The sequence below is a fragment of the Streptomyces sp. NPDC030798 genome, assembly GCF_055572275.1.
Map to the genome: position 1 here is coordinate 395,543 of NZ_JBVIDR010000007.1, position 23,915 is coordinate 419,457.

The 23,915-nt window shown below is 72.2% G+C and carries 24 protein-coding genes; 13 read left to right on the forward strand and 11 right to left on the reverse strand.

All coding sequences use genetic code 11. The annotated features are described in order from the left end of the window. Positions 1-108: 108 nt before the first annotated feature. Positions 109-1,098, forward strand: a complete 990-nt coding sequence (moaA, locus tag ACZ404_RS19120) for a GTP 3',8-cyclase MoaA (RefSeq protein ID WP_468441305.1) — start codon at positions 109-111, stop codon at positions 1,096-1,098. Positions 1,099-1,126: 28 nt separating this feature from the next. Here moaA and ACZ404_RS19125 read toward each other — a convergent pair whose 3' ends face one another. Together ACZ404_RS19125 and ACZ404_RS19130 are read right to left on the reverse strand one after the other, a co-directional pair. Then, positions 1,127-1,351 carry a hypothetical protein gene (locus ACZ404_RS19125; RefSeq protein WP_468441307.1) on the reverse strand — a complete coding sequence of 75 codons (225 nt, stop codon included), beginning with the start codon at positions 1,349-1,351 and terminating at the stop codon, positions 1,127-1,129. A gap of 215 nt (positions 1,352-1,566) precedes the next feature. Then, on the reverse strand, positions 1,567-1,977 hold the full coding sequence (locus ACZ404_RS19130) for a DUF3099 domain-containing protein (RefSeq protein WP_468441309.1): 411 nt from the start codon (positions 1,975-1,977) through the stop codon (positions 1,567-1,569). Between the two features lie 251 nt (positions 1,978-2,228). Here ACZ404_RS19130 and ACZ404_RS19135 point away from each other — a divergent pair, with 251 nt between their 5' ends. Further along, complete coding sequence (locus tag ACZ404_RS19135; protein ID WP_468441311.1) at positions 2,229-2,516, forward strand: GlsB/YeaQ/YmgE family stress response membrane protein; 288 nt, start codon at positions 2,229-2,231, stop codon at positions 2,514-2,516. A 34-nt stretch (positions 2,517-2,550) separates the two neighbouring features. Here the strand turns inward: ACZ404_RS19135 and tyrS are convergent, their stop codons facing one another. The 3 genes from tyrS to ACZ404_RS19150 are packed head-to-tail and all read right to left on the reverse strand — an operon-like array spanning position 2,551 to position 6,787. After that, entirely contained in the window at positions 2,551-3,816 is a 1,266-nt protein-coding gene (tyrS, locus tag ACZ404_RS19140) for a tyrosine--tRNA ligase (RefSeq protein WP_468441313.1), read from the reverse strand. Positions 3,817-3,872: 56 nt separating this feature from the next. Then, positions 3,873-5,267: a metallopeptidase TldD-related protein gene (locus ACZ404_RS19145; RefSeq protein WP_468441315.1), complete on the reverse strand. Its 1,395-nt coding sequence runs from the start codon at positions 5,265-5,267 to the stop codon at positions 3,873-3,875. Continuing rightward, positions 5,264-6,787 (reverse strand): TldD/PmbA family protein, encoded by a 1,524-nt coding sequence (locus ACZ404_RS19150; protein ID WP_468441317.1) that lies wholly within the window; start codon positions 6,785-6,787, stop codon positions 5,264-5,266. The genes ACZ404_RS19145 and ACZ404_RS19150 overlap by 4 nt, the downstream gene beginning before the upstream one ends. Positions 6,788-7,035: 248 nt before the next feature. On the opposite strand from ACZ404_RS19150, the gene fabG reads away from it, so the two are divergent. The 3 genes from fabG (at position 7,036) to ACZ404_RS19165 (ending at position 9,023) form a co-directional block, all read left to right on the forward strand. Then, positions 7,036-7,740, forward strand: a complete 705-nt coding sequence (gene fabG / locus ACZ404_RS19155) for a 3-oxoacyl-[acyl-carrier-protein] reductase (protein ID WP_468441319.1) — start codon at positions 7,036-7,038, stop codon at positions 7,738-7,740. A gap of 5 nt (positions 7,741-7,745) precedes the next feature. Next, complete coding sequence (gene fabI / locus ACZ404_RS19160) at positions 7,746-8,513, forward strand: enoyl-ACP reductase FabI (protein WP_468441321.1); 768 nt, start codon at positions 7,746-7,748, stop codon at positions 8,511-8,513. A gap of 159 nt (positions 8,514-8,672) precedes the next feature. Continuing rightward, positions 8,673-9,023 carry a hypothetical protein gene (locus ACZ404_RS19165; protein ID WP_468441323.1) on the forward strand — a complete coding sequence of 117 codons (351 nt, stop codon included), beginning with the start codon at positions 8,673-8,675 and terminating at the stop codon, positions 9,021-9,023. Here the strand turns inward: ACZ404_RS19165 and ACZ404_RS19170 are convergent. Then, on the reverse strand, positions 9,001-9,693 hold the full coding sequence (locus ACZ404_RS19170) for a FadR/GntR family transcriptional regulator (protein WP_468441325.1): 693 nt from the start codon (positions 9,691-9,693) through the stop codon (positions 9,001-9,003). The two genes, ACZ404_RS19165 and ACZ404_RS19170, sit on opposite strands and share 23 nt — an antisense overlap. A 124-nt stretch (positions 9,694-9,817) precedes the next feature. On the opposite strand from ACZ404_RS19170, the gene ACZ404_RS19175 reads away from it, so the two are divergent. From ACZ404_RS19175 to ACZ404_RS19190, 4 genes are all read left to right on the forward strand, one after another. Next, a complete protein-coding gene (locus ACZ404_RS19175) occupies positions 9,818-11,083 on the forward strand; it encodes a CynX/NimT family MFS transporter (protein ID WP_468441385.1) in 1,266 nt (421 codons plus the stop codon). A gap of 48 nt (positions 11,084-11,131) precedes the next feature. Beyond that, positions 11,132-11,251, forward strand: a complete 120-nt coding sequence (locus ACZ404_RS19180; protein ID WP_468441327.1) for an SGM_5486 family transporter-associated protein — start codon at positions 11,132-11,134, stop codon at positions 11,249-11,251. A gap of 187 nt (positions 11,252-11,438) precedes the next feature. After that, a complete protein-coding gene (locus ACZ404_RS19185) occupies positions 11,439-11,645 on the forward strand; it encodes a hypothetical protein (RefSeq protein WP_468441329.1) in 207 nt (68 codons plus the stop codon). 78 nt (positions 11,646-11,723) lie between these two features. After that, complete coding sequence (locus ACZ404_RS19190; RefSeq protein ID WP_468441331.1) at positions 11,724-12,242, forward strand: SixA phosphatase family protein; 519 nt, start codon at positions 11,724-11,726, stop codon at positions 12,240-12,242. Between the two features lie 79 nt (positions 12,243-12,321). Here ACZ404_RS19190 and serB read toward each other — a convergent pair whose 3' ends face one another. After that, a complete protein-coding gene (gene serB / locus ACZ404_RS19195; protein ID WP_468441333.1) occupies positions 12,322-13,530 on the reverse strand; it encodes a phosphoserine phosphatase SerB in 1,209 nt (402 codons plus the stop codon). Between the two features lie 328 nt (positions 13,531-13,858). Continuing rightward, positions 13,859-15,637 carry a streptophobe family protein gene (locus ACZ404_RS19200; protein ID WP_468441335.1) on the reverse strand — a complete coding sequence of 593 codons (1,779 nt, stop codon included), beginning with the start codon at positions 15,635-15,637 and terminating at the stop codon, positions 13,859-13,861. A gap of 241 nt (positions 15,638-15,878) precedes the next feature. On the opposite strand from ACZ404_RS19200, the gene ACZ404_RS19205 reads away from it, so the two are divergent. After that, positions 15,879-18,428 (forward strand): ABC transporter ATP-binding protein/permease, encoded by a 2,550-nt coding sequence (locus tag ACZ404_RS19205; protein WP_468441337.1) that lies wholly within the window; start codon positions 15,879-15,881, stop codon positions 18,426-18,428. Positions 18,429-18,510: 82 nt separating this feature from the next. Here the strand turns inward: ACZ404_RS19205 and ACZ404_RS19210 are convergent, their stop codons facing one another. The 3 genes from ACZ404_RS19210 to ACZ404_RS19220 form a co-directional block, all read right to left on the reverse strand. Next, complete coding sequence (locus tag ACZ404_RS19210; RefSeq protein WP_468441339.1) at positions 18,511-19,281, reverse strand: transglycosylase SLT domain-containing protein; 771 nt, start codon at positions 19,279-19,281, stop codon at positions 18,511-18,513. A gap of 302 nt (positions 19,282-19,583) precedes the next feature. Then, positions 19,584-20,750 (reverse strand): S-adenosylmethionine:tRNA ribosyltransferase-isomerase, encoded by a 1,167-nt coding sequence (locus ACZ404_RS19215; RefSeq protein ID WP_468441341.1) that lies wholly within the window; start codon positions 20,748-20,750, stop codon positions 19,584-19,586. Next, complete coding sequence (locus ACZ404_RS19220) at positions 20,747-21,442, reverse strand: SDR family NAD(P)-dependent oxidoreductase (RefSeq protein WP_468441343.1); 696 nt, start codon at positions 21,440-21,442, stop codon at positions 20,747-20,749. The genes ACZ404_RS19215 and ACZ404_RS19220 overlap by 4 nt, the downstream gene beginning before the upstream one ends. Before the next feature lie 236 nt (positions 21,443-21,678). On the opposite strand from ACZ404_RS19220, the gene ACZ404_RS19225 reads away from it, so the two are divergent. From ACZ404_RS19225 to ACZ404_RS19235, 3 genes are all read left to right on the forward strand, one after another. Beyond that, entirely contained in the window at positions 21,679-22,824 is a 1,146-nt protein-coding gene (locus tag ACZ404_RS19225; RefSeq protein ID WP_468441345.1) for a GAF domain-containing sensor histidine kinase, read from the forward strand. After that, on the forward strand, positions 22,817-23,458 hold the full coding sequence (locus ACZ404_RS19230) for a response regulator (protein WP_468441347.1): 642 nt from the start codon (positions 22,817-22,819) through the stop codon (positions 23,456-23,458). Before ACZ404_RS19225 ends, ACZ404_RS19230 begins: the two co-directional genes overlap by 8 nt. Positions 23,459-23,628: 170 nt before the next feature. Further along, entirely contained in the window at positions 23,629-23,874 is a 246-nt protein-coding gene (locus ACZ404_RS19235) for a chaplin (RefSeq protein ID WP_468441349.1), read from the forward strand. Positions 23,875-23,915 lie beyond the last annotated feature (41 nt).

The following is a 23,915-nucleotide window of genomic DNA, read 5'->3' on the forward strand; positions in this document are numbered from 1 at the left end:
CGACGCGGCCGCGCCGTACCTCGTGGGATCGGGCGCTGTCGTTGTCAGTGGTCTCACGTAGGCTCGGCAATGACGGAAAATGATGCTCCGATCGAGGGAGGGGGCCACGTGCTCATCGACACCTACGGCCGAGTGGCCACCGACCTGAGGGTCTCGCTGACCGACCGGTGCAATCTGCGCTGCACGTACTGCATGCCCGAGGAGGGCCTGCAGTGGCTGGCGAAGCCGGATCTGCTCACCGACGACGAGATCGTCCGCCTGATCGACATCGCGGTCCGCCTGCTCGGCATCGAAGAGGTCCGGTTCACCGGCGGCGAGCCGCTGCTGCGCCCCGGCCTGGTCGGCATCGTGGAGCGCGTCGCTGCCCTGGAGCCCCGCCCCCAGACGTCCCTCACGACCAACGGCATCGGCCTGCGGCGCACCGCGTCCGCGCTGAAGGCGGTGGGCCTGGACCGGGTCAACGTCTCGCTGGACACCCTGCGCCCGGACGTCTTCAAGGCCCTCACCCGCCGCGACCGGCACAAGGACGTCCTGGAGGGCCTGGAAGCCGCCCGTGCGGCCGGTCTGACCCCGGTGAAGGTGAACACCGTCCTGATGCCGGGCCTGAACGACGACGAGGCCCCCGACCTGCTGGCCTGGGCCATCGAGAAGGACTACGAACTGCGGTTCATCGAGCAGATGCCGCTGGACGCCCAGCACGGCTGGAAGCGCGAGGGGATGGTCACCGCCGGGGACATCCTCGTCTCGCTGCGCACCCGCTTCGAGCTGACCCCCGAGGGCGCCGAGGAGCGCGGTTCGGCCCCGGCCGAACGCTGGATCGTCGACGGCGGACCGCACCGGGTCGGCGTCATCGCCTCCGTCACCCGCCCGTTCTGCGCGGCCTGCGACCGCACCCGCCTGACGGCCGACGGCCAGGTCCGCACCTGCTTGTTCGCCACCGAGGAGACCGACCTGCGCGCCGCCCTGCGCTCCGGCGCCTCCGACGAGGAGATCGCCCGCATCTGGCGCCAGGCGATGTGGGGCAAGAAGGCGGGAGCCGGCCTGGACGACCCGTCCTTCGTCCAGCCGGACCGGCCGATGTCGGCGATCGGGGGCTAGACCCCTCCCGGGCCGCCCCCTGGCCGCTCTACGCCTCAGGGGGCGCCTCGGGCTGCTGCCAGTCCTGGAACTTCACCACGTCCTTCAGGAACCCCCGCACCCCGAGGAACTGCGACAGATGCTCGCGGTGCTCCTCGCACGCGAGCCATGTCTTGCGCCGCTCCGGCGTATGGATCTTCGGGTTGTTCCACGCCAGCACCCACACGGCGTCGGCACGGCAGCCCTTGGCGGAACAGATAGGCGTGTCACTCACAGGTTCGTCTCACAGAACGGCGTGCAAACAAGGCGACGCCGAGCAGCCACGGGGGGAGCTGCCCGGCGTCGGTCCGTCGCTCCGACGGGGGATGCGGAGCGCGTACGCAGTATGTCATGGGTCACCCGTCGCCCGGCACTGGAACTGCATGATTGATCTGAGCTTTTCTTGAGCTTGGCCCGGCAGCCCCGCCCGCCCCACTCCATACGCCGTGGTCACGCCCCGTCGGGCCGCTCGCCGCGCACCCCCGAGGCCGGATCCGGCGACACACCCTCCGCGCCGGATTCCGCCTGCCCCGCACCCTTCGTCTCCTCCTCCGCACGCGGAGCAGTGATCATCGGCCGCATCGGCACGGTGACGAAGGTCGACGGAAGCGAGGGCGGCCGCTCCCGGCCCGCGTTCGCGACCACCACGGCGATGTAGGGGAGCACCGCGCCGGCCACCAGCGCCACGATGGCGAAGTACCGCTCGACGTTCCAGAGCGTGGCCGCGAGGATCACCGACACCGTGCGGATCGACATCGAGATGACGTACCGCCGCTGCCGGCCCCGTACGTCCTCCGCGAGCCCGGTCCGGGCGCCGGTGATCCGGAACACCGGGACGCTGCCGCCGTGCTGCTTGCGCATCACTCCACCATCCGCCCGTTTCGTCGAATCTCCCGGCCCCACCCTGCCCACCCGGCGGGATACCGGGCGGGGGCATCTCCCACGGTACGCCGCGACCGCACCGCCCACGAGACCGGGGCGTCTCCTGCCTGCGGATACGCCCACCGGCGTGCCCCCTACGGGTGCGTCCGACATGCGCCGTGCGGCGGACGGGCCGAGACTGGCCCTACCCCTGGCGTCGAGCCGCTCGCCGAGCCATACAGGAGGCAGCCATGGGCTGGTTGTGGGCGATCATCGTGGGATTCGTGCTGGGCCTGATCGCCAAGGCGGTCATCCCGGGCAAGCAGCACAGCCCCCTGTGGCTGACCACCATCTGCGGCATCCTGGGCGCCGTCGTCGGCAACGCGATCGCCCGCGCCGTCGGCGTCGAGTCGACCCCAGGCATCGACTGGAGCCGGCACATCTTCCAGATCGTCGCAGCGATCATCATCGTGGCCGCGGTCGACGCGCTGTACATGGCGACGCTCGGCAAGAGGAAGCAGCAGCGGGTCCGGGCCTGACGGGCAACAGGCCCGGACCGGTGAGCCTGCCGCGCTAGCCGGTGACCTCCACGGCGGCCAGGTTCTTCTTCCCGCGCCGCAGCACCAGCCACCGCCCGTGCAGCAGATCCTCCTTCGCCGGGACGGCGTCCTCAGCGGTGACCTTCGCGTTGTTCACGTAGGCACCGCCCTCCTTGACCGTGCGGCGGGCGGCCGACTTGCTGGCCACCAGGCCGACCTCGGCGAACAGGTCGACCAGCGGGGCCGGCTCGGCCACCTGGATGTGCGGCACCTCGGACAGCGCCGCGGCCAGCGTCCGCTCGTCCAGCTCCGCCAGCTCGCCCTGGCCGAACAGCGCCTTGGACGCGGCGATCACGGCGGCCGTCTGGTCGGCGCCGTGCACCAGCGTCGTCAGCTCCTCGGCGAGCGCGCGCTGCGCGGCCCGGGCCTGCGGACGCTCCTCGGTCTGCCGCTCCAGCTCCTCGATCTCCTCACGGGACTTGAAGCTGAAGATGCGCAGGAACTTCGAGACGTCCCGGTCGTCCGCGTTGACCCAGAACTGGTAGAACGCGTACGGCGTGGTCATCTCGGGGTCGAGCCACACCGTGCCGGACTCGGTCTTGCCGAACTTCGTGCCGTCCGCCTTGGTGATCAGCGGCGTGCCCAGCGCGTGCACCACGGCGTCCGGTTCGACCCGGTGGATCAGGTCGGTGCCGGAGGTGAGGTTGCCCCACTGGTCGCTGCCGCCGGTCTGCAGGGTGCAGCCGTACCGCCGGTACAGCTCCAGGAAGTCCATGCCCTGCAGGATCTGGTAGCTGAACTCGGTGTAGCTGATGCCCGCGTCCGAGTTGAGCCGCCGGGCGACGGCCTCCTTGGCGATCATCTTGTTGACCCGGAAGTGCTTGCCGATGTCGCGCAGGAACTCGATGGCCGACAGGCCCTGGGTCCAGTCCAGGTTGTTGACCATGAGCGCCGCGTTCGGCCCCTCGAAGTCGAGCAGCGGCTCGATCTGCGCCCGCAGCCGCTCCACCCAGGCGGCCACGATCTCGGGGGAGTTCAGCGTGCGCTCAGCGGTCGGCTTCGGGTCGCCGATCAGCCCCGTGGCACCCCCGACCAGACCCAGCGGCCGGTTGCCCGCCCGCTGGATCCGGCGCATGGTCAGGATCTGCACGAGATTGCCCAGGTGCAGGCTGGGCGCGGTCGGATCGAAGCCGCAATAGAACGTGACGGGACCGTCCGCGAACGCCTTGCGCAATGCGTCCTCGTCCGTGGAGAGGGCGATGAGCCCACGCCACTTCAGCTCGTCGACGATGTCCGTCACGGTTCTCGCGTCTCCTTGATGATCTTCGGGCGGTCGGACGACAGCCGACTACGAGGTTATACGCCCTGGCTGACTGAGCTCATGTTGAAATCGGGGATCCGCAGCGCCGGCATCGCGGCCCGGGTGAACCAGTCGCTCCACTCGCGCGGCAGCGTCTTCTCGGTGCGCCCGGCCTCCGTGGCCCGGCCCAGCAGGTCCACCGGCGACTCGTTGAACCGGAAGTTGTTCACCTGCCCGGTGACCTCGCCGTTCTCCACGAGGTACACACCGTCCCGGGTGAGGCCGGTGAGCAGCAGCGTCGCCGGGTCGACCTCGCGGATGTACCACAGGCAGGTCAGCAGCAGCCCGCGCTCGGTGTCCGCGACCATCTCCTCCAGGGAGCGGTCCCGACCGCCGTCCAGGATCAGGTTGCCGAGCGCGGGGGCGACCGGCAGCCCGGTCAGGCCCGCGCTGTGCCGGGTGGTGGTCAGATGCTTCAGCACGCCCTGACCGATCCACTCGGTGGAGTGCGTGGGCAGCCCGTTGTCGAACACCGACTGATCCCCGCCGGAGGAGTGGGCGACCACGAAGGGCGGGCACTCCAGACCCGGCTCGTTCGGGTCGCTGCGCAGGGTGAGCGGCAGCTCGGTGAGCTTCTCGCCGACCCGGGTGCCTCCGCCCGGCTTGGAGAACACCGTGCGTCCCTCGGCCGCGTCCCGGCCCGACGCCGACCAGAGCTGGTAGATCAGCAGGTCGGCGACCGCGGTCGGCGGCAGCAGCGTCTCGTACCGGCCCGCCGGCAGCTCGGTGCGCCGCTCGGCCCAGCCGAGCCGTACGGCCAGCTCGGCGTCCAGCGCGCCCGGGTCCACGTCCTTGAAGTCCCGTGTGGACCGGCCGGCCCAGGCCGAGCGTGCGCGGTCCGGGGACTTGGCGTTGAGCTCCAGCGTGCCGGTGGGCTGGTCGTGCCGGAGGCGCAGCCCGGTGGACGTCCCCACGTACGTCGAGACCATCTCGTGGTTGGCGAAGCCGTACAGCTCCCGGCCGCCGGCACGCGCGCGTGCGAAGGCCTCGCCGAGGGCGGGGGCGAAGTCGGCGAACACGGCGGAGGAGGTCTCGGCGGGCGCGTCGGTGAAGTCCGGCGACACGGGCACCCCGCCGACCAGCGGCTGGGCGTCCTCGGCGGGGCCGGCGCCGCGCGCGGCGGCCTCGGCGGCCCGCACCAGCGGCTCCAGCTCGTCCGCCGTCACCGCCGACCGCGACACGACACCCGAGGCCGTGCCCTCCTTGCCGTCCACGGTGGCGATCACCGTGAGGCTGCGGCCGCGGGTGACGCCGTTGGTGGTGAGCGCGTTGCCCGCCCAGCGCAGATTGGCGGTGGAGTACTCGTCGGCGATCACGACACAGCCGTCGGCCCGGGACAGCGCGAGCGCCTGCTCGACGACCTCGTGCGGCTTGTGGGTGCGGGCGCTCATCGACCGGCCTCCTGCGTGGTGTTGAGGATGTTGACGCCCTTGAAGAGGGCGGAGGGGCACCCGTGCGACACGGCGGCCACCTGGCCCGGCTGGGCCTTGCCGCAGTTGAAGGCGCCGCCCAGGACATAGGTCTGCGGACCGCCCACGGCGGCCATCGAACCCCAGAAGTCGGTGGTCGTGGCCTGGTAGGCGACGTCCTTCAGCTGCCCGGTGATCCGCCCGTTCTCGATCCGGAAGAACCGCTGCCCGGTGAACTGGAAGTTGTAGCGCTGCATGTCGATCGACCAGGACCGGTCGCCGACGACGTAGATGCCGCGGTCGACCCCGCCGATCAGGTCCTCCGTCGACAGCCCGGCCGGGTCCGGCCGCAGCGACACGTTGGCCATGCGCTGCACCGGTACGTGCCCGGGGGAGTCGGCGAACGCGCACCCGTTGGACCGCTCGAACCCGGTCAGCCTCGCGATCCTGCGGTCCAGCTGGTAGCCGACCAGCGTCCCGTCCTTCACCAGGTCCCAGGACTGCGCCTCGACGCCCTCGTCGTCGTACCCGACGGTCGCGAGGCCGTGCTCGGCGGTGCGGTCACCGGTGACGTTCATCAGTTCCGAGCCGTACTTCAGCTTGCCGAGCTGGTCGAAGGTGGCGAAGGAGGTGCCGGCGTACGCGGCCTCGTAGCCGAGCGCCCGGTCCAGCTCGGTGGCGTGGCCGATGGACTCGTGGATGGTCAGCCACAGGTTGGACGGGTCGACGACCAGGTCGTACAGGCCCGGCTCGACGCTCGGCGCCCGCATCTTCTCGGCCAGCAGCTCCGGAATCTGCTCCAGCTCCGTGTCCCAGTCCCAGCCGGTCCCGGTCAGGTACTCCCAGCCGCGCCCGACCGGCGGCGCGAGCGTCCGCATCGAGTCGAACTCACCGCTGGACTCGTCCACCGACACGGCGGTGAGCTGCGGATGCAGCCGCACCCGCTGCTGGGTGGTCACGGTCCCGGCCGTGTCGGCGTAGAACTTGTTCTCGTGCACGGTGAGCAGCGAGGCGTCCACATGGTCCACCCCGTTCGCCGCCAGCAGCCGGTGGCTCCACTGCGCGAGCAGCGCGGCCTTCTCCTCGTCCGGCACCGAGAACGGATCGATCTCGTACGACGAGATCCACGTCCGGTCGGCGTGCACCGGCTCGTCGGCCAGCTCCACCAGCTCCTGCGAGCCCGCCGCCTTGATGACCTGCGCCGACAGCTTCGCCATGGCCACCGCCTGCGAGGCCACCTTGGCGGCCGCGTCCAGGCTCAGGTCCACCCCCGAGGCGAAGCCCCACGTACCGCCGTGCACCACCCGGACCGCGTACCCGAGGTCGGTGGTGTCCGACGATCCCGCGGGCTTGGCGTCCCGCAGCCGCCAGGACGCGCTGCGCACCCGCTCGAACCGGAAGTCCGCATGCTCGGCCCCCAGCGCCCGCGCCCGGGCGAGCGCGGCGTCGGCCAAGGCCCTGAGCGGAAGCGCCGTGAAGGCTTCGTCGATGGAATGAGGCACGGAGGTCTCCCTGCTGTCGTCGCCTGTCGGGTCCGATCATGTCGTGGGAGCGGGCCCGCGGACCACATGGTTTCGCTCCGGCCCGGACGTTTCTGTAGGGATCCGACAGCGACTCACCCGCGCCACTGTCGGTGCCCGCTTGCCCCGGGCCGCGGCGCTACCGATAGGTTTTCGATGAAGCCGCCTGTCATCGAGGTGTCCGGGCGGATTGTCGGACCGCAGCAGACCGCTATCGAAAGGGTGATCCGTTGAGCCGCTCGGTTCTCGTCACCGGAGGAAACCGGGGCATCGGCCTCGCCATCGCCCGCGCGTTCGCCGACGCCGGCGACAAGGTCGCGATCACGTACCGCTCGGGTGAGCCGCCGGCCGGCCTCCTCGGGGTCAGGTGCGACATCACCGACGCCGAGCAGGTGGAGCAGGCCTACAAGGAGATCGAGGACCAGCACGGTCCGGTCGAGGTCCTCGTCGCCAACGCCGGCGTCACCAAGGACCAGCTCCTGATGCGCATGACGGAGGAGGACTTCACCTCCGTCCTCGACACCAACCTCACCGGCACCTTCCGCGTCGTCAAGCGCGCCAACCGCGGCATGCTGCGGGCCAGGAAGGGCCGCGTCATCCTGATCTCCTCCGTGGTCGGCCTGCTCGGCTCGGCGGGGCAGGCGAACTACGCCGCCTCCAAGGCCGGCCTGGTCGGCTTCGCGCGCTCCCTCGCCCGTGAGCTGGGCTCGCGCAACATCACCTTCAACGTCGTCGCGCCCGGCTTCGTCGACACCGACATGACCAAGGTGCTCACCGACGAGCAGCGCGCGAACATCGTGTCGCAGGTGCCGCTCGGCCGGTACGCGCAGCCGGAGGAGATCGCCGCGGCGGTGCGGTTCCTCGCCTCGGACGACGCCTCGTACATCACTGGAGCCGTCATTCCCGTTGACGGCGGACTGGGAATGGGTCACTGATCACCATGAGCGGAATTCTCGAGGGCAAGCGTGTCCTGATCACCGGTGTGCTCACGGAGGCCTCCATCGCCTTCCACGCCGCCAAGCTGGCCCAGGAGCAGGGCGCCGAGGTCATCCTCACCGCGTTCCCGCGGCCGACGCTGACCGAGCGCATCGCCAAGAAGCTGCCGAAGCCCACCAAGGTCATCGAGCTGGACGTCACCAACGACGAGCACCTCGGCCGTCTGGCCGACGTCGTCGGCGAGGAGCTGGGCGGCCTCGACGGCGTCGTCCACTCCATCGGCTTCGCCCCGCAGGACGCGCTCGGCGGCAACTTCCTGAACACCCCGTTCGAGTCGGTCGCCACCGCCATGCACGTCTCGGCGTACTCCCTGAAGTCGCTGACCATGGCCTGCCTGCCGCTGATGCAGAACGGCGGCTCGGTCGTCGGCCTGACCTTCGACGCGCAGTTCGCCTGGCCGCAGTACGACTGGATGGGCCCGGCCAAGGCCGCCCTGGAGGCCACCAGCCGCTACCTCGCCCGTGACCTGGGCAAGCAGAACATCCGCTGCAACCTCGTCTCCGCGGGCCCGCTCGGCTCCATGGCCGCCAAGTCCATCCCGGGCTTCGACCAGCTCGCCTCCGTGTGGGACAGCCGCTCCCCGCTGGAGTGGGACCTGAAGGACCCGGAGCCGGCCGGCCGGGGCATCGTCGCCCTGCTGAGCGACTGGTTCCCGAAGACGACCGGCGAGATCGTCCACGTGGACGGCGGGCTGCACGCGATCGGCGCGTGACCTCCGCCTGACACCGGCGCCCCGTTCTCCGCAGTGCGCGGAGGCGGGGCGTCACTCGTTCGGCGTACCCGGCCGGGCGGGGCCGGGGGCGGGCCGCGCACCCTGGAGGCAGCGTTCACCTCGCGCATCCCTCCGCAGCCCGGCCGAGGAGGTCCCCTTGTGCGCCTGTCCCGCAGCCTGTTCCCGGTGACCGTGGCCGTCGCTCTCGTCCTGTGCCTGCCGTACGACGCGACGCCCCACGCGCGCGGAGGCGACGGCAAGCCGCCCGCCCCGGACCTCTTCGGCGCCGCGTGCCGTACGACGGTGCGCGGCTCCCACGTGGTGGCCTACTGCCACAACCCCTACGTCGACACGGACCGCGTCCGCCTGCACATCGAGTGCGCCCGCTGGTGGGACATCGACACCGACAGTGCCCCGGTGGACACCGCCCCGGCCATGACCGTACGGCTGACCGGTCGGTGCTGGAAGGAGGTCCGCTCGGTCTGGATCAGTCACCAGAAGCGGCGCTGAACCGGCCCGGACGGCACAGGAACGGATAGCTCGCGGCCTCCGCGGCCGCCGCCTCCGCGTCGCCCGCGCGGATCGCGTCCACCAGCCGGGTGTGGTCCATGTGGGTCTCCGGGGTCAGCCGGGCGCCCACGTCCGCGCGCAGCCAGTCCCGCAGCACCTCGCCCAGGTCGGCGTACATCGCCGTCATCACGTCGTTGTGCGAGGCGGCCACCACGGCCAGGTGGAAGGTCGCGTCGGCCGCCACGAAGGCCTCCGCCTCGCCCGACGCCCAGGCCTCCTCGCGGCGGGCCAGCAGCGCGTCCAGCTGCTTGAGGTCCTTCTCGGTGCGCCGCTCTGCCGCCAGCTTCGCCGCCGCCGACTCCAGCGTGGAGCGCAGCTCGGCGATGTGCCGGGGATCGGCACCGGCGAACCGGCGGTGCATCACCCCGGCCAGCTCGCTCGTGGCCGCGACGTACGTGCCGGAGCCCTGGCGGATGTCCAGCAGGCCGTTGTGCGCGAGCGCGCGCACGGCCTCGCGGACCGTGTTGCGGGCGACACCGAGCTGCTCGACCAGCTCCGGCTCGGTCGGGATGCGCGAGCCGACCGGCCACTCGCCGGAGGCGATCTGATTGCGCAGTTCGGCGATGACCTGCTCGGACAGCGCCGAGCGGCGGGGGTGGCTCAGGGGCATGGCACACCTTCGCACGACGGGCCCCGAAGCCGCCGCCCCGGGGATGGACAACCAATCATCCTATGATTCTATGATGATGGGCATGGCACGTGAGGAAAACCGGACCGTGGACACCCGTACGGAGATGTCCTCCACCGAACGCGGTACGACCGCGCAGGCGGGCCCCCGCGAGGCGCCGTCCCCGCGCGCGTGGACGATCCGGCTGGTCGTCGTCGGCATCGTGCTGTCCGCCGTCAACCTCCGCCCCGCCATCACCAGCCTCGGCGCGCTCCTGGAGGAGGTCCGCGACGGGCTCGGCATGAGCGGCAGCGTGGCGGGGCTGCTCACCTCGGTGCCCCCGCTCTGCTTCGCCGTCTTCGGCGTCACCGCGCCCCGGCTGGCCCGCCGCTTCGGCCCGTCCGCCGTGGTCTGCGCCGGCATGGCCGCCATCACCGCCGGCCTGCTCGTCCGGCCGTACGCCGGCGGCACGGCCGGCTTCCTGGCCGCCAGCGCCCTCGCCCTGATGGGCATCGCCGTCAGCAACGTGCTGATGCCGGTCATCGTCAAGCGCTGGTTCCCGGACCGGGTCGGCTCCATGACCGGCCTGTACTCGATGGCCCTCGCCCTCGGCACCTCCCTCGCCGCCGCCGTGACCGTCCCCATGACCGACGCCCTCGGCGGCGACTGGCACTCCGGACTCGCCGTCTGGGCGGGGCTCGCCGCCGCCGCCGTCCTGCCCTGGCTGCCCCTGGTGCGGGAGCGGGGCGCCGCGCCCGCGCAGGAACCGGTGCGCGCGGCGGCCCCGCTGCGGATCACCCGCAGCCGCACCGCCTGGGCGCTCGCCGTCTTCTTCGGCCTCCAGGCCACCGCCGCCTACATCACGATGGGCTGGATGGCGCAGATCTTCCGGGACGCCGGCGTCCCGGCCGGCACCGCCGGCCTGCTCCTCGCGGTCACCATGGTGATGGGCGTGCCGCTGGCCTTCGTCATCCCGCGCATCGCCACCCGGCTGCCCCACCAGGGGCCGATCGTGCTGGCCCTGGGCCTGTGCGGCCTCGCCGGATACGCCGGCCTGTACCTGGCCCCGGCGAGCGGCGCCTGGGCCTGGGCGCTGCTGCTCGGCGTCTCCAACTGCGCCTTCCCGCTGGCGCTGACCATGGTCGGCATGCGCGCCCGGACCGGCGCGGGCGTGGCCCAGCTCTCCGCGTTCGCGCAGAGCACCGGCTACCTGATCTCCATACCCGGACCGCTGCTCGTCGGCGTGCTCTACCAGCACAGCGGCGGCTGGGGGCTGCCGATCGCCCTCATGGCGGGCCTGATGGTGCCCCAGATGGCGGTAGGCGTCCTGGCGGGCCGCGACCGCACCGTGGAGGACGAGGCGGGACGACAGGACCTGTCCGACAAGCCCTAGGACGCCCCCGTGCGCGGTGCTCCGGACGAAGGGTGCGAGACTGGGCGCATGCAGCCTGTGCTCGACCCGAACCCCCAGAACGGGCAGAAGAAGATGCTGCTCGTCTTCGCCGCGTTCTTCGCCATCTTCGCCGTCATCGCCATCATCGCGACCATCGTCTCCCCGTGAGGGCCGCCCGGCCGTGAGCACCGACCCCCTGGGGGAGGGTGGGGACAGCCCCCCTTCCCCTAGGGGGCCGGTGTCAGGGTCAAGTGGGTGGAACTCCGGATGGGTTGGCGGCCCCGCGTTCCGTAGCTTCGAGACACGGCCCCGCCAGGCGGCCGGTCAGCACCACTCGGAGACCCACGGAGGCGACATGCCGGCCCGCACGCACACCCGGCCCCACCCGGCGCATCCGGGCAGCGTCGACACCCGGCTGCCCTGGTGGGCGCTCGCCCTGCCCGCCCTCGGATTCGTCGCCCTGCTCACCCTGATACTGAACCCCTCGGACGCCCACGCGGCGAGCGGCGACCCGGCGCTGCCCCAGCTCCTCGAGCGCGTGCAGCAGCTCTTCGCGCGCTGACCCGGCACCCCCGTACGAGGTGAATCCCCATGTCAACTCCCTGCGCCACATGGCCTGTTTCATGCGAAGCTGGGTGCCATGAGCGTCGCAGAACCCCGCAGGATCGTCCTCTTCCGGCATGCGAAAGCCGACTGGCCCCAGGTGTCCGACCATGAGCGCCCGCTCACCGAGCGAGGCCGCAAGGACGCCGCAGTCGCCGGACGCAAGCTGGCCGACACCGGTATCACCTTCGACCTGTCCCTGTGCTCCACCGCCGTCCGCACCCGCGAGACCTGGAAGCTCGCCGTCCACGAACTCGCGCACCGGCCGAAGACCGTCTACGAGGAGCGCATCTACGAGGCCTCGCCCGGCGAGCTGATCGCCGTGCTCAACGAGATCCCCGACGACGTGCAGAACGTGATCCTCACCGGGCACAACCCGGGCGTGCACGGCCTGGCCGACGTCCTGTCCGGCACGTTCGAGGGCGACACCCGTGAGCGGATGGACCGCCGGGGCTTCCCCGCCGCGGCTTTCGCGGTGCTGACCTTCGACGGCGTCTGGAAGAGCCTGGAGCCGGGCACGGCCACCCTCGCGGACTACTGGGCACCCTCCGAGTGACCCCACGCACGCGGAAGGGCCCGGCACCGCTGCAGGTGCCGGGCCCTTCCGCGTGCGCGGCGACGGGGGAGTCCGGGTGTCAGCCCTCGTCGTGCGTGTCGGCCGCCTCGACCTCTTCGCGGGTGACACCCAGCAGGTAGAGGACCGTGTCGAGGAAGGGGAAGTTCACCGCCGTGTGCGCGGCCTCGCGGACCACCGGCTTGGCGTTGAAGGCGACCCCGAGACCGGCCGCGTTGAGCATGTCCAGGTCGTTGGCGCCGTCCCCGATCGCCACGGTCTGCGACAGCGGCACCCCGGCCTCGGCGGCGAACCGGCGCAGCAGCCGCGCCTTGCCCGCGCGGTCCACGATCTCGCCGGTGACCCGGCCGGTCAGCTTGCCGTCGACGATCTCCAGCGTGTTGGCCTGCGCGAAGTCCAGCCCCAGCCGCTCCTTCAGGTCGTCCGTGACCTGGGTGAAGCCGCCGGAGACGACGCCCACCTGGTAGCCGAGCCGCTTCAGCGTGCGGATGAGCGTGCGCGCGCCCGGCGTCAGCCGGACCTCGTTGCGCACCTTGTCCACCACCGAGGCGTCCAGGCCCTCCAGCAGCGCCACACGCGCGTGCAGCGACTGCTCGAAGTCCAGCTCCCCGCGCATCGCCGCCGCCGTCACCTCGGCGACCTTGTCCTCGCAGCCGGCGTGCGCGGCGAACAGCTCGATGACCTCGTCCTGGATGAGGGTGGAGTCCACGTCCATGACCACGAGCCGCTGGGCGCGTCGGTGCAGGCCCGCCGAGACGACGGCGACGTCGACACCCAGTGCCGCGGCGTCGGACGCCAGCGCGGTGCGCAGCGGCTCGGTCTCCACCCCGGAGACGGCGAACTCCACGGCGGTCACCGGGTACTTGGCCAGGCGGAAGATACGGTCGATGTTGCCGCCGGTCTTGGCGATCCGGGCGGCGATGGCCGCCGTCGACTCGGCCGTCAGCGGATGGCCGAGGACGGTCACCAGCGAGCGGCCGAGACCGCGCGGACGGTTGTCGCCGTGGCCGGAGATGATCTCCGCCTGCATCTTCATCGACTCGGCCCAGCTGTGCACGGTCGCCCGCAGATCGCCCTCCAGGCCGGCCGGCGGCTGGGTGACCAACGCGCACAGCACCAGGCGGCCCCGGGTGACGACCTGCTCGATGTCGACCACGTCGACGAGGTAGGCGGCAAGGGTGTCGAAGAGGCCGGCCGTGATGCCCGGCCTGTCCTTGCCGAAAATCTTGACGAGGAGAGTGGGGACCTCGGAGGTCTGCGAAGCGCTCATGGTGTCACCACCGTATCCGGCACCCAGTGCCGTCCGCCTGCGAGGTCCGCCTGACGGACACGGAACAATGCGTGTCCCCCCGGTGTCGGGAACCCGACCCCCGGATGACGCCCGCCACCGGCCGGCCCGGCCCCAGAAGCACTGTGCCATGCCGCCGGCCGCGGGGGGAGCGGGGCGGGGCGGACGATGCCGGTCAGCCGCTGGGGGCGTGGCAGGGCGGAGGGGACGGGACGCGGCCGTGCCGCCGACGGGGCCGCACGCGGCGGGCGCCGACCCCGGCCGTCGGCGCCCTTGCCGGCGAGCCCGGTGGCGCACGGGTGGCGTGGCCCTATTTTCTCGGGCTGCGGGGTGGCGGCGGGGGAGGTGGTGGGCCCTCGTCCCTGGAGTTGCGTGGGCGGGCCTGCCGGTACGGGTCGACGGGGCGGGTGACGGTGGGGGTGCCGTGCATGTCGGGCTCGGGGGAGGGCGACCGTGCGTCCTCCGGGGCCGCGCGCAGCTCCTGCGGTACCTGGAGATAGGGGTTCGTGTCGGGGTTCGGCGGCCGGTACGGTCTGCTCGGGCTGTAGGGCCCGGCCCCGCTGCCGGAGTCCCGGCGGCCACCGCCGGCGCCGTACCCCGGCTGCCCGGGCACCCCGCTGCCGTACTCCCGGCGACCGCCCCCGGCGCCGGATCCCGGCTGCCCGGGCGCCTCGCCGCCGTACCCCGAGTCGCCCCCTTCGGCGTGGCGCGGCCGCACCGCCCGAGCCCCCGCTGCCCCCGCCGCCCGGGCGAGCAGTGCCCCCGCCGCCCCCGCGCCCGCGCCCCACACCGCCCCCAGCAGCAGTGCCAGGCCGAGATGGCCGTGCAGCTCGATGCCCGCGCCGAAGGCGTCGAAGCCCAGCACGGACAGGGACGCGTGCACCGAGACGTCCGCCAGCCAGGCGAGGAACGGGAGCGCGAGCGCGCAGGTGATCCCCAGCCGCACCGCGCACCGGGCGGCGAAGGCGACCGTACGCCCGGAGCCGCTCACCGGGGTCCGTACCGCCGTCAGCACCCCCGCCATCAGCATCATCAGCGCCGCCGCCACGGGCAGCAGCCACACCCGGCCGTCGAGTTCCGCCAGCCGGCCCACCGTGACCGGCTGATCGGACCTCGTGGTCAGCAGCTGGTCCAGCGGATGGGGCAGCACGGTGCCCAGCGCACCGGTGGCCCGGCCGGTCCAGGGGACGAACAGGCCGAGGGCGACCCCGAGCCACACCCCGTTCGGCGCGCCCAGCAGCGCGGCGCCGGCGATCCGCCCGGGACGGTCGTCACCGGCCGCCGCGTACGCCGCCGCCGCGAGCCCGGCCGCCCAGGCCACCAGCACCACCGTGACCAGCCCCGAGACGGCCGGCCGTACCGCCCGGTGCACGGCGTCCCAGCCGGGCGGCAGCGGAGCGCGGCGCGAGGCGAGCAGGGCGATCAGCAGGACGCCGGCGGACCAGCAGAGACCGCCCAGCAGCGTGGGCGCGGTGTCCACGGTGAAGCCGACGGCCGCCTTCGCATGGATCAGGTCGCCGATCCTGTCCGGCAGCAGCCCCCCGACGTCCCCGAGCCCGGGGATGGTCAGCCCGCTCCCCTTGCCGCCCCCTCCGGGCAGCCGGTCCAGGCCGAGCGAGCCGCCGTCGATCGTGACGACGTCGTGCCCGGCCCAGGCGAGACCGCCCAGCATCGCCACGAAGAGCGCGACCACCGCCCCCGCGCGCGCGAGGAGTTCGGACGGTGCGATCACAACTCCGGTGGTGCGCAGGGACCGTAGGAAGAACCACGACAACAGCAGGGCCCCGGCCAGGCCCACCCCGAGTGGCGTGATCTCGACGGCCGAGTGGGCCTCCGCTCCTTTCAGCCCAAAAGCGGAGACATCACCCGACGGTGACACCGAACCACCCGCCCCCAGGGCCACAACTGCCGCTGTCATGGGGCCCAGTGAGCCCGCCGCATCGGCCCGCAGCAGATGCAGACCGAGCGCGGCCGTGCCCGCCATCCCTATCAACGCCCAGCTCACGGCGGCGATCGCGGACAGCAGGATGTCGGTCCACGGCAGTGCCCTGCCGTGCCGTGCGGTCGCGACGTCCGTCGCAGCGCTCATGGCAGACCCCCCGATCCGCGGCGCGGCACCGCAGCCGCGCCTGTCCCCCTCGCGGGGGATTACCACTCTCCGGCCCGGTTTCAACCCCGTCAACGGGGCGAGTTGAAGCGCGCACCGGCGCTCATCGCAAGGCCCGGCTTTCGGTCACGGGGGCGAGCCTGAAATAGTTCCCCACGATGTTCGACATCCCTAGACTCCCTGTGATGGGGGTAACTCGGGGGACAACTCAGTGGGGCATGGAGTGCCGGAACTCGTACTGGAATCAAACGGACGGACCTGGACGCTCGACCCGTCCAGGCCCTACACCCTCGGCCGCGATCCGCAGGGTGACATCGTCTTCGACGACGCCAGGGTCTCCTGGCGCCACGCCACGGTCAGCTTCGACGGCCGCAGTTGGGTCATCGAGGACCACGGCAGCACCAACGGCACGTTCGTGCAGGGTCAGCGGATCCAGCGGACGGAGGTCGGGCCCGGCTCGTCGCTGCACCTGGGCAACGCGACCGACGGCCCGCGCCTGAACCTCTCCGGAGCCGCCGTCGCGCAGCCCCAGCAGCAGCCGCAGGGCGCGCCGTACGCGGCGCAGGGCGCGGGCCCCGGCTGGGCGCAGCCACAGGTCCCGCACCAGGCCGCACCGCAGCAGGCGCCGCAGGCCGACTGGCAGCAGCCGCAGCAGCCCGTGCCGTTCCCGCAGCAGCAGAGCGGTCCGGCCGAGGCCTTCGCGCAGAAGACGCCCGGTGGTGGCGCGGGGGCGCCGCCGGTCTACGGCGACCGCAGCCCGACCACGTTCCACCAGTTCGCCGTCGGCCGCGTGATGCGCATCGGCCGTGCCCTGGAGAACGAGCTGGTCGTCTCCGACCTGCAGGTCTCCCGGCACCACGCCGAGTTCCACTCGACGCCCGACGGCCGCTTCGAGATCCGCGACCTCGGCTCGCACAACGGCACGTACGTCAACGGCCAGCCGATCCCCAAGGGCGGCTCGGTCCTGCTCGGCCCGAGCGACATCGTGGGCGTCGGCCACTCCACGTTCCGCATCGTCGGCGACCGCCTCGAGGAGTTCGTCGACACCGGTGAGGTCTCCTTCTCCGCCCGCCATCTGACGGTCACGGTCGACGGCGGCAAGCAGATCCTGAAGGACGTCTCCTTCGGTGTCCCGGAGAAGTCCCTGATCGCGGTCATCGGCCCGTCCGGCTCCGGCAAGTCGACCCTGCTGAAGGCGCTCACCGGCTACCGGCCCGCCAACCAGGGCGAGGTGCTCTACGACAACCGGAACCTGTACAAGCAGTTCGCCGAGCTGCGCCAGCGCATCGGTCTGGTCCCGCAGGACGACATCCTGCACAAGGAGCTGACCGTCAAGAAGGCCCTGAAGTACGCGGCCAAGCTGCGCTTCCCCGCCGACACCACGGCCGCCGAGCGCAACGCCCGCATCGACGAGGTGCTGCGCGAGCTGAAGCTGGACATCCACAAGGACAAGAAGGTCACCTCGCTCTCGGGCGGCCAGCGCAAGCGCGTGTCCGTGGCCCTGGAGCTGCTCACCAAGCCGTCGCTGATCTTCCTGGACGAGCCGACCTCGGGTCTCGACCCGGGCATGGACCGGGACGTCATGCAGCTGCTGCGCGGCCTCGCCGACGACGGCCGCACGGTGCTCGTCGTCACCCACTCGGTGGCCGAGCTGGCGATCTGCGACAAGCTGCTGGTGATGGCGCCGGGCGGCGCGGTCGCCTACTTCGGCCCGCCCGAGGAGGCGCTGAACTTCTTCGGCTACGACAGTTGGGCCGACGTCTTCTCCGCCTTCGAGAACTACCGCGACTACGACTGGGCGGGCCGCTGGAAGGGCTCGCAGCACTACCAGATGTACGCCGCGGACATCGACGCGGTCGCCCCGCAGTCCGTACACATGCCTCCGCCGCAGGCCATCAGGCCGCCCAAGCCGCAGGCCTGGGGCTCGCAGCTGATGACCCTGGTGCGGCGGTACGTGTCGGTCATCGCCTCGGACAAGGGCTTCCTGGCGCTGACGGTGATCCTTCCGGCGGTCCTCGGCGCGGTCAGCCTGCTGATCGACCACAACCGCGGCCTGCTGGTGAACCCGGTCAACCCCCGGACCGGCGTGCCGGTACCGAACGGCACGGCCACCACCGTCCTGCTGATCCTCGCCGTCGGCGCGTGCTTCGCGGGTGCCGCGAACTCCGTCCGTGAGCTGATCAAGGAACGGGTGATCTACGAGCGGGAGCGCGCGACCGGCCTGTCGCGGTCCGCGTATCTGATGTCCAAGGTGGTCGTGCTCGGCACCGTCACGGTGCTGCAGGGCCTGATGGTCGGCCTGATCGGCTTCTCCAGCCGGGAGATCCCCGACCAGGGGCTCGTCCTCGGCCATTCGACGCTGTTCGAGCTGTGCCTGCCGATCATGGCGCTCGGCTTCACCTCGATGATGTTCGGCCTGGTGATCTCGTCGCTGGTGAAGACCGCCGAGAAGACCATGCCGCTGCTGGTGATGTTCGCGATCATCCAGGTCGTCTTCACCGGCTGCCTCTTCACCCTGCACGGCACGCTCGGCGTCAACGAGTTCTCCTACCTCATGCCGTCGCGCTGGGCGGTGGCGGCGGCCGGCACCACGTTGGACTTCAACAAGATCGCGCCCAACACCGACGACCCGACCAGCACCGACCCGCTGTGGAACCACGCGGCCTCGGCCTGGGGCGTCGACATGGTCATGCTGATCCTGCTGGGTGTGATCTGCGGCTTCTTCGTGGCGCGCTTCCTGCGCCGGCACGAGCCGGAGGTCATGCGGAAGTAACCCGCGTCCGGACACGGCGAAGGGCGGCATCCCCCCGAGGGGTGCCGCCCTTTTCGCGTCACGTCAGAGGTCCGCGCCGGCCTCAGTACGCGCTGTTGACGTTGTCGATGGAGCCGTACTTGTCGGCCGCGTAGTTGGCGGCTGCGGTGATGTTGGCGACCGGGTCGTAGATGTTCCACGAGGTGCCGGCGACGTGGTACGCCTTGAAGGTCGGCGGGATGACCTGCAGCAGGCCCTTCGACGGGATGCCGTTGATGGCGTTGACGTCCCAGTCGTTGATCGCGCGGGGGTTGCCGGAGGACTCGCGCATGATGTTGCGGTGCAGGCCGTCGTAGCTGCCCGGGATGCCCTTGGAGTGCATGATGTCCAGCGCGTGCCGGATCCAGCCGTCCAGGTTGTCGGCGTAGGTCTTCGCGGAGACCATCTGCATGCTGGGGCGCTGCGCGGAGCGGCTCGCGGCCTCCTTGGCGGCGCGCTCCTGCGCGGCCTTCTTCGCGGCGGCCTGGGCGGCGGCCTTCTGCTTCGCCTCGGCCTGCTGCTTCGCCGCCTCGGCCGCGGCCTGCTTCTTGGCGGCGGCGGCGTCCTCGGCCTTCTTCTGGGCGGCGAGGGCGTCGAGCTTCACGGTGCGGCCGGCGAGCTGGTCGGTGAGCGAGCCCTTGACGTCCTGGACCTGGGTGGTGGCGGCGACCTGGGCGGTCGTGGCCGGGGAACCGGTGGTCACCGTCTGGGCGCTGCTGGGGACGGCCGAGAAGGCGAGGGCGGCGGCACCGAGGGTGCTGACGCCGGCGATCGCGATCTTGTGCTGCTTGGTCAGGGTGCGACTGAGACGGCGATTGAGGATGTTCTTGGGCATGGCTGATGGACCTCTTCGTGTGTGGCGCGGAGGTCGCTCCTGCGTCCGCCGGGGGAATCGGCTCCTCCCGCACGAACGCCGCGGGGGTGAACCCACGGCGCTGAGCGACGAGAGCAATTCTTAGCGGCCGCAAAATGCCCAGGCAAAGGTGTGACGTACGATCCCCCATAGTGGATCAGGGAAGGGCAAAACGGGACAGACCAGACTGTCTGTCCCGTTCATATGGGGGCGGTTTATCTCCTATGCCCTTTCGTACGTGACGTGGGCCCTATGCGCGGGCTCACATCGGCGGCACGGGAGTCTCACGCCGAGTTGCCGCCGCAACGCTCTGCGTGAGGGCCCTCCGGGGGCAGGATGAGATGCACGTCGCCGAACTCGTGCCACAGATAGAGCCCGCGCAGCGCCTCCTCGTAGGCACGCTCGACCGCCGCCCGCCCCGCGACCGCCTCCAGCATCAGCAGATGCGAGGCCTCCGGCTCGTGCAGCCCGGTCAGCAGCCCGTCGACCACGCCGACCCCGCGCTCGGGCGTCACCACCAGATCGGTCCAGCCCTCGGCCGCCCGCACCACCCCGTCCGGCCCGGCCGCCGACTCCACGGCCCGCACCGCCGTCGTCCCCACCGCGATCACCCGCCCGTCCCCGGCCCTCCCGGCGTTGATCAGCCGCGCCGAGGCCTCCGGCACCGCGAACCGCTCCGGGTACGGCGGCTCGTGCGCCTCCGCCGACGCCACCCCGGTGTGCAGCGTGACCGGTGCGAACCGCACCCCCCGGCTCACCAGCTCCGCCACCAGCCGCGCGGTGAAGGGCCGGGCCGCGCTCGGCATCTCCGCACTGCCCGCCCCGTCCGGCGACGGCAGCGCGAACACGGTCTGGTACGCCGACAGCGGCTGGTCGCGCTCCGTATAGGAGTACCGAATCGGCCGCCCGTGCCGCCGCAGCACCTCCAGCACGCCGGCCCCGCCCACCACCCGCCCCCACCACAGCCGCTGCCCACCCCGGCGCACCGGGCCGTTCCGCCCGGGTGCCACGCCGCGCCCGCCGAACGGCCCGGTCTGCCCGGGTGCCGCCCCCCGCGCACCGAGTGGTTCCTCCAGGAGGAGGTGTGCCCCGCCCGGCAGCTCCACCCTTGTACCCGCGGGCCCGCCCGCACGCGCGCGCGTAGTGCCGCGTCCGTCCGGGTCGCGCAGCTCCACCGCCCAGCGCCCGTCGTCGCCGCGCGTGGAGAAGTGGACCACCACGCGCGCGTGCCCGACCCGCCCGTCCACCGCGGCGGCCAGCGTCGGTGAGGTGTTCACCACCAGCAGGTCCCCGGCCCGCAGCAGCCGCGGCAGCTCCCCGAAGGTGTGGTGCGTCACGTCGGTGCCGCGCGACACCAGCAGCCGTACGGCATCCCGGTCCAGGCCCGGACCGCGCTGCTCGGCGGGCACGCGCGCGGACAGCTCCTGCGGCACCTTCACCGCCGTCGTCATCGCCCCTCCGCCAGTGACAAAGCCGCGTACCGCCCACTCGCCGGCCGCTCGTCGAGCAACCGCAGGAACGCCGGTACGACACTGGCGGGCGCCGGACGCGGATCGTCGTCGTCCGGTACGGCCGCCGCGTACAGGTCCGTCGCCATGTCCCCGGGGTCCACCGCCCACACCCGCAGCCCCGGCTCCTCCGCGCCGAGCACCGCGGCGAGCTGGTCCAGGGCCGCCTTCGAGGCGCCGTAGCCACCCCACGTCTCGTAGGCCTCGGCGGCGGCGTCCGAGCTGACCGCGATCACCGCGCCCGCCGGCGACTCCCGCAGCAGCGGCAGCGCCTCCCGCACCAGACCCAGCGCCGCCACCACATTCACCTCCAGCGCCCGCCGCAGCCCCTCCAGGGGCAGCTCCGCCAGCCGCACCAGTGGCTCGGCACCCAGCGCGCTGGCGTTGCTCACCAGCAGATCGACACCGCCCAGTCGCCGCGCGGCCGCCACCAGAGCGGCCCGGTGCCCGGCGTCGGTGACGTCCCCGGGCAGCGCCTCCACGCGCGTACCGTGCCCGGCGACCGCCTCCGCGGCCTCCTTCAGGACCTCGGCGCCCCGGGCGTCCAGCACCAGATCCCAGCCCCGCGCGGCCAGCGCCTCGGCGAGCGCCCGCCCCAGCCCCTTGGAGGCCCCCGTGATGATCGCTACCGGCATGACAACCGTCCCCTCGTCGCGTGCCGCCCCCTCGGGCGGTGACCACAACCTAGGAACGGCACCCCCACGGCCGCCTCGGACGCGGGCCGCAAAGCACCGGGGCCCTTCGGCGTACGCCGACCGCCCCGGTCCGGCGGACCAGGAGGCCTACCCCGACGGCCCTAGGCCCACCGGCCCAGGGCCGGGCCGTCACCGGTCCGATCCGCACGGTCCGGGGCCGCCGGTACCGTGAGGACATGAGTCAAGGCCCCCGGTCCGGCCTCGCCGCGGTGAGTTCCGCGCTGCTGGCCATGAGCAGGCATCTCGAGGTGCGCGACGTCCTGAAGACGATCGTCGCCTCCGCCCGCGAGCTGCTCGACGCGCAGTACGCCGCGCTCGGCGTCCCCGACGACCACGGCGGCTTCGCCCAGTTCGTCGTCGACGGCGTCAGCGACGCCCAGTGGAAGGCCATCGGGCCGCTGCCCCGCCGGCACGGCATCCTCGCCGCCATGCTGGACGAGGCCCGCCCCCAGCGCCTCGCCGACGTGCGCAAGGACCCCCGCTTCGAGGGCTGGCCGTCCGCCCATCCCGAGCTGGCCGACTTCCTGGGCCTGCCCGTCCGCGACGGCGACGAGGTCCTCGGCGCGCTCTTCCTCGCCAACAAGAACTGCCCCCGGAAAGAGGGACGCTGCGGCTTCACCGAGGAGGACGAGGAACTGCTCTCCATCCTCGCCCAGCACGCCGCCATCGCCCTCACCAACGCCCGCCTCTACGAGCGCAGCCGCGAACTGACCATCGCCGAGGAACGCTCCCGCCTCGCCCACGAACTGCACGACGCGGTCAGCCAGAAGCTGTTCTCCCTGCGTCTGACCGCCCAGGCCGCCGCCGCGCTGGTCGACCGCGACCCCGCCCGCGCCAAGGGCGAGCTGCAGCAGGTCGCCGTCCTCGCCGCCGAGGCCGCCGACGAACTGCGCGCCGCCGTCGTGGAGTTGCGCCCCGCCGCCCTCGACGAGGACGGCCTGATCGCCACCCTGCGCACCCAGATCCAGGTCCTCGACCGCGCCCACAGCGCGCGCGTGACCTTCGCCGGAACCGGCTTCCGGGCCCTCCCGGCCGCCCAGGAGGAGGCCCTGCTCAGGGTCGCCCAGGAGGCCCTGCACAACGCCCTTCGCCACTCGGGCGCCGCACACGTCGACGTGACCGTGGACCGGCGCGGCAGCGGCGCCGTCCTGCGCGTCACCGACGACGGCGGCGGCTTCGACCCGCGAGCCGTCCGCCGTGCCGGACGCCATCTGGGCCTGGTCTCGATGCGGGACCGGGCGAGCGGGGTCGGCGGCACGCTGACCGTGGACTCGGCGCCCGGCGAGGGCACCACGATCGAGATGGAGGTCCCCGGTGGCTGACGCAATCAAGGTGCTGCTCGTCGACGACCACCAGGTCGTCCGCCGGGGCCTGCGCACCTTCCTGGAGGTGCAGGACGACATCGAGGTCGTGGGGGAGGCGGCCGACGGCGCCGAAGGAGTCGCCCGTGCCGAGGAACTGCGGCCCGACGTCGTGCTCATGGACGTCAAGATGCCGGGCACCGACGGCATCGACGCGCTGCGCAAGCTCCGCGAACTCGGCAACCCCGCTCGCGTGCTGATCGTCACCAGCTTCACCGAGCAGCGCACGGTCGTCCCGGCCCTGCGCGCGGGCGCCGCCGGGTACGTCTACAAGGACGTGGACCCCGACGCCCTGGCCGGCGCCATCCGCTCCGTGCACGCCGGGCACATCCTGCTCCAGCCGGAGGTCGCCGGCGCCCTGCTCTCCCAGGAGGAGAACAACTCCGGCCAGGGTCGCGCCGGTTCGCTCACCGAACGGGAGCGCGAGGTGCTCGGCCTGATAGCGGACGGCCGCTCCAACCGGGAGATCGCCCGCGCCCTGGTCCTGTCCGAGAAGACCGTCAAGACGCACGTCTCCAACATCCTCATGAAACTCGACCTCGCCGACCGCACCCAGGCCGCCCTGTGGGCCGTACGCCATGGCGTGACCGGCTGAGACGCCCTCCCCAAGGCCTCACCGACGGCAGCCCGGAAGGTTCCGCTCCGGGCTGAGATTCATACCGTCGTGGGAATGTAACCCGGATGGCGCATCCTCCGGCGGTCCCCGGCGTTCTCCAGTGCGTGCTGCGGCGATCGCCGTGGCGAACGCCTAGGAGGGGTTGGAAAGTGAAGAACCTGAAGAAGGCAGCGGCCGTGACGATGGTGGCCGGGGGCCTCGTGGCCGCCGGTGCGGGGCTGGCCTCCGCCACGGACGGTGCCTGGGCCGGCGGCGAGGCCCACGGCTCTCCGGGTGTCGTCTCGGGCAACGTCGTGCAGGCCCCGGTGCACGTCCCGGTGAACGCCGTCGGCAACACCGTGAACGTCATCGGCGTGCTGAACCCGGCCTTCGCCAACCTGGGCCTCAACCACTGAGCCCCGTCCGGTCATGACCCAGGCCTCCCGTGTGCACCGGG

What these genes read in the sequence shown, in the direction of transcription:
- ACZ404_RS19185 (WP_468441329.1), top strand. Translation starts at nt 11,439, where the DNA reads ATGCCGGCCCGCACGCACACCCGGCCCCACCCGGCGCATCCGGGCAGC.
- ACZ404_RS19180 (WP_468441327.1), top strand. Translation starts at nt 11,132, where the DNA reads ATGCAGCCTGTGCTCGACCCGAACCCCCAGAACGGGCAGAAGAAGATG.
- ACZ404_RS19215 (WP_468441341.1), bottom strand. Translation starts at nt 20,750, where the DNA reads ATGACGACGGCGGTGAAGGTGCCGCAGGAGCTGTCCGCGCGCGTGCCC.
- ACZ404_RS19135 (WP_468441311.1), top strand. Translation starts at nt 2,229, where the DNA reads ATGGGCTGGTTGTGGGCGATCATCGTGGGATTCGTGCTGGGCCTGATC.
- ACZ404_RS19145 (WP_468441315.1), bottom strand. Translation starts at nt 5,267, where the DNA reads ATGAGCGCCCGCACCCACAAGCCGCACGAGGTCGTCGAGCAGGCGCTC.
- ACZ404_RS19130 (WP_468441309.1), bottom strand. Translation starts at nt 1,977, where the DNA reads ATGCGCAAGCAGCACGGCGGCAGCGTCCCGGTGTTCCGGATCACCGGC.
- fabI (WP_468441321.1), top strand. Translation starts at nt 7,746, where the DNA reads ATGAGCGGAATTCTCGAGGGCAAGCGTGTCCTGATCACCGGTGTGCTC.
- ACZ404_RS19220 (WP_468441343.1), bottom strand. Translation starts at nt 21,442, where the DNA reads ATGCCGGTAGCGATCATCACGGGGGCCTCCAAGGGGCTGGGGCGGGCG.
- ACZ404_RS19175 (WP_468441385.1), top strand. Translation starts at nt 9,818, where the DNA reads ATGTCCTCCACCGAACGCGGTACGACCGCGCAGGCGGGCCCCCGCGAG.
- ACZ404_RS19225 (WP_468441345.1), top strand. Translation starts at nt 21,679, where the DNA reads ATGAGTCAAGGCCCCCGGTCCGGCCTCGCCGCGGTGAGTTCCGCGCTG.
- serB (WP_468441333.1), bottom strand. Translation starts at nt 13,530, where the DNA reads ATGAGCGCTTCGCAGACCTCCGAGGTCCCCACTCTCCTCGTCAAGATT.
- ACZ404_RS19190 (WP_468441331.1), top strand. Translation starts at nt 11,724, where the DNA reads ATGAGCGTCGCAGAACCCCGCAGGATCGTCCTCTTCCGGCATGCGAAA.
- ACZ404_RS19170 (WP_468441325.1), bottom strand. Translation starts at nt 9,693, where the DNA reads ATGCCCCTGAGCCACCCCCGCCGCTCGGCGCTGTCCGAGCAGGTCATC.
- ACZ404_RS19210 (WP_468441339.1), bottom strand. Translation starts at nt 19,281, where the DNA reads ATGCCCAAGAACATCCTCAATCGCCGTCTCAGTCGCACCCTGACCAAG.
- ACZ404_RS19200 (WP_468441335.1), bottom strand. Translation starts at nt 15,637, where the DNA reads ATGAGCGCTGCGACGGACGTCGCGACCGCACGGCACGGCAGGGCACTG.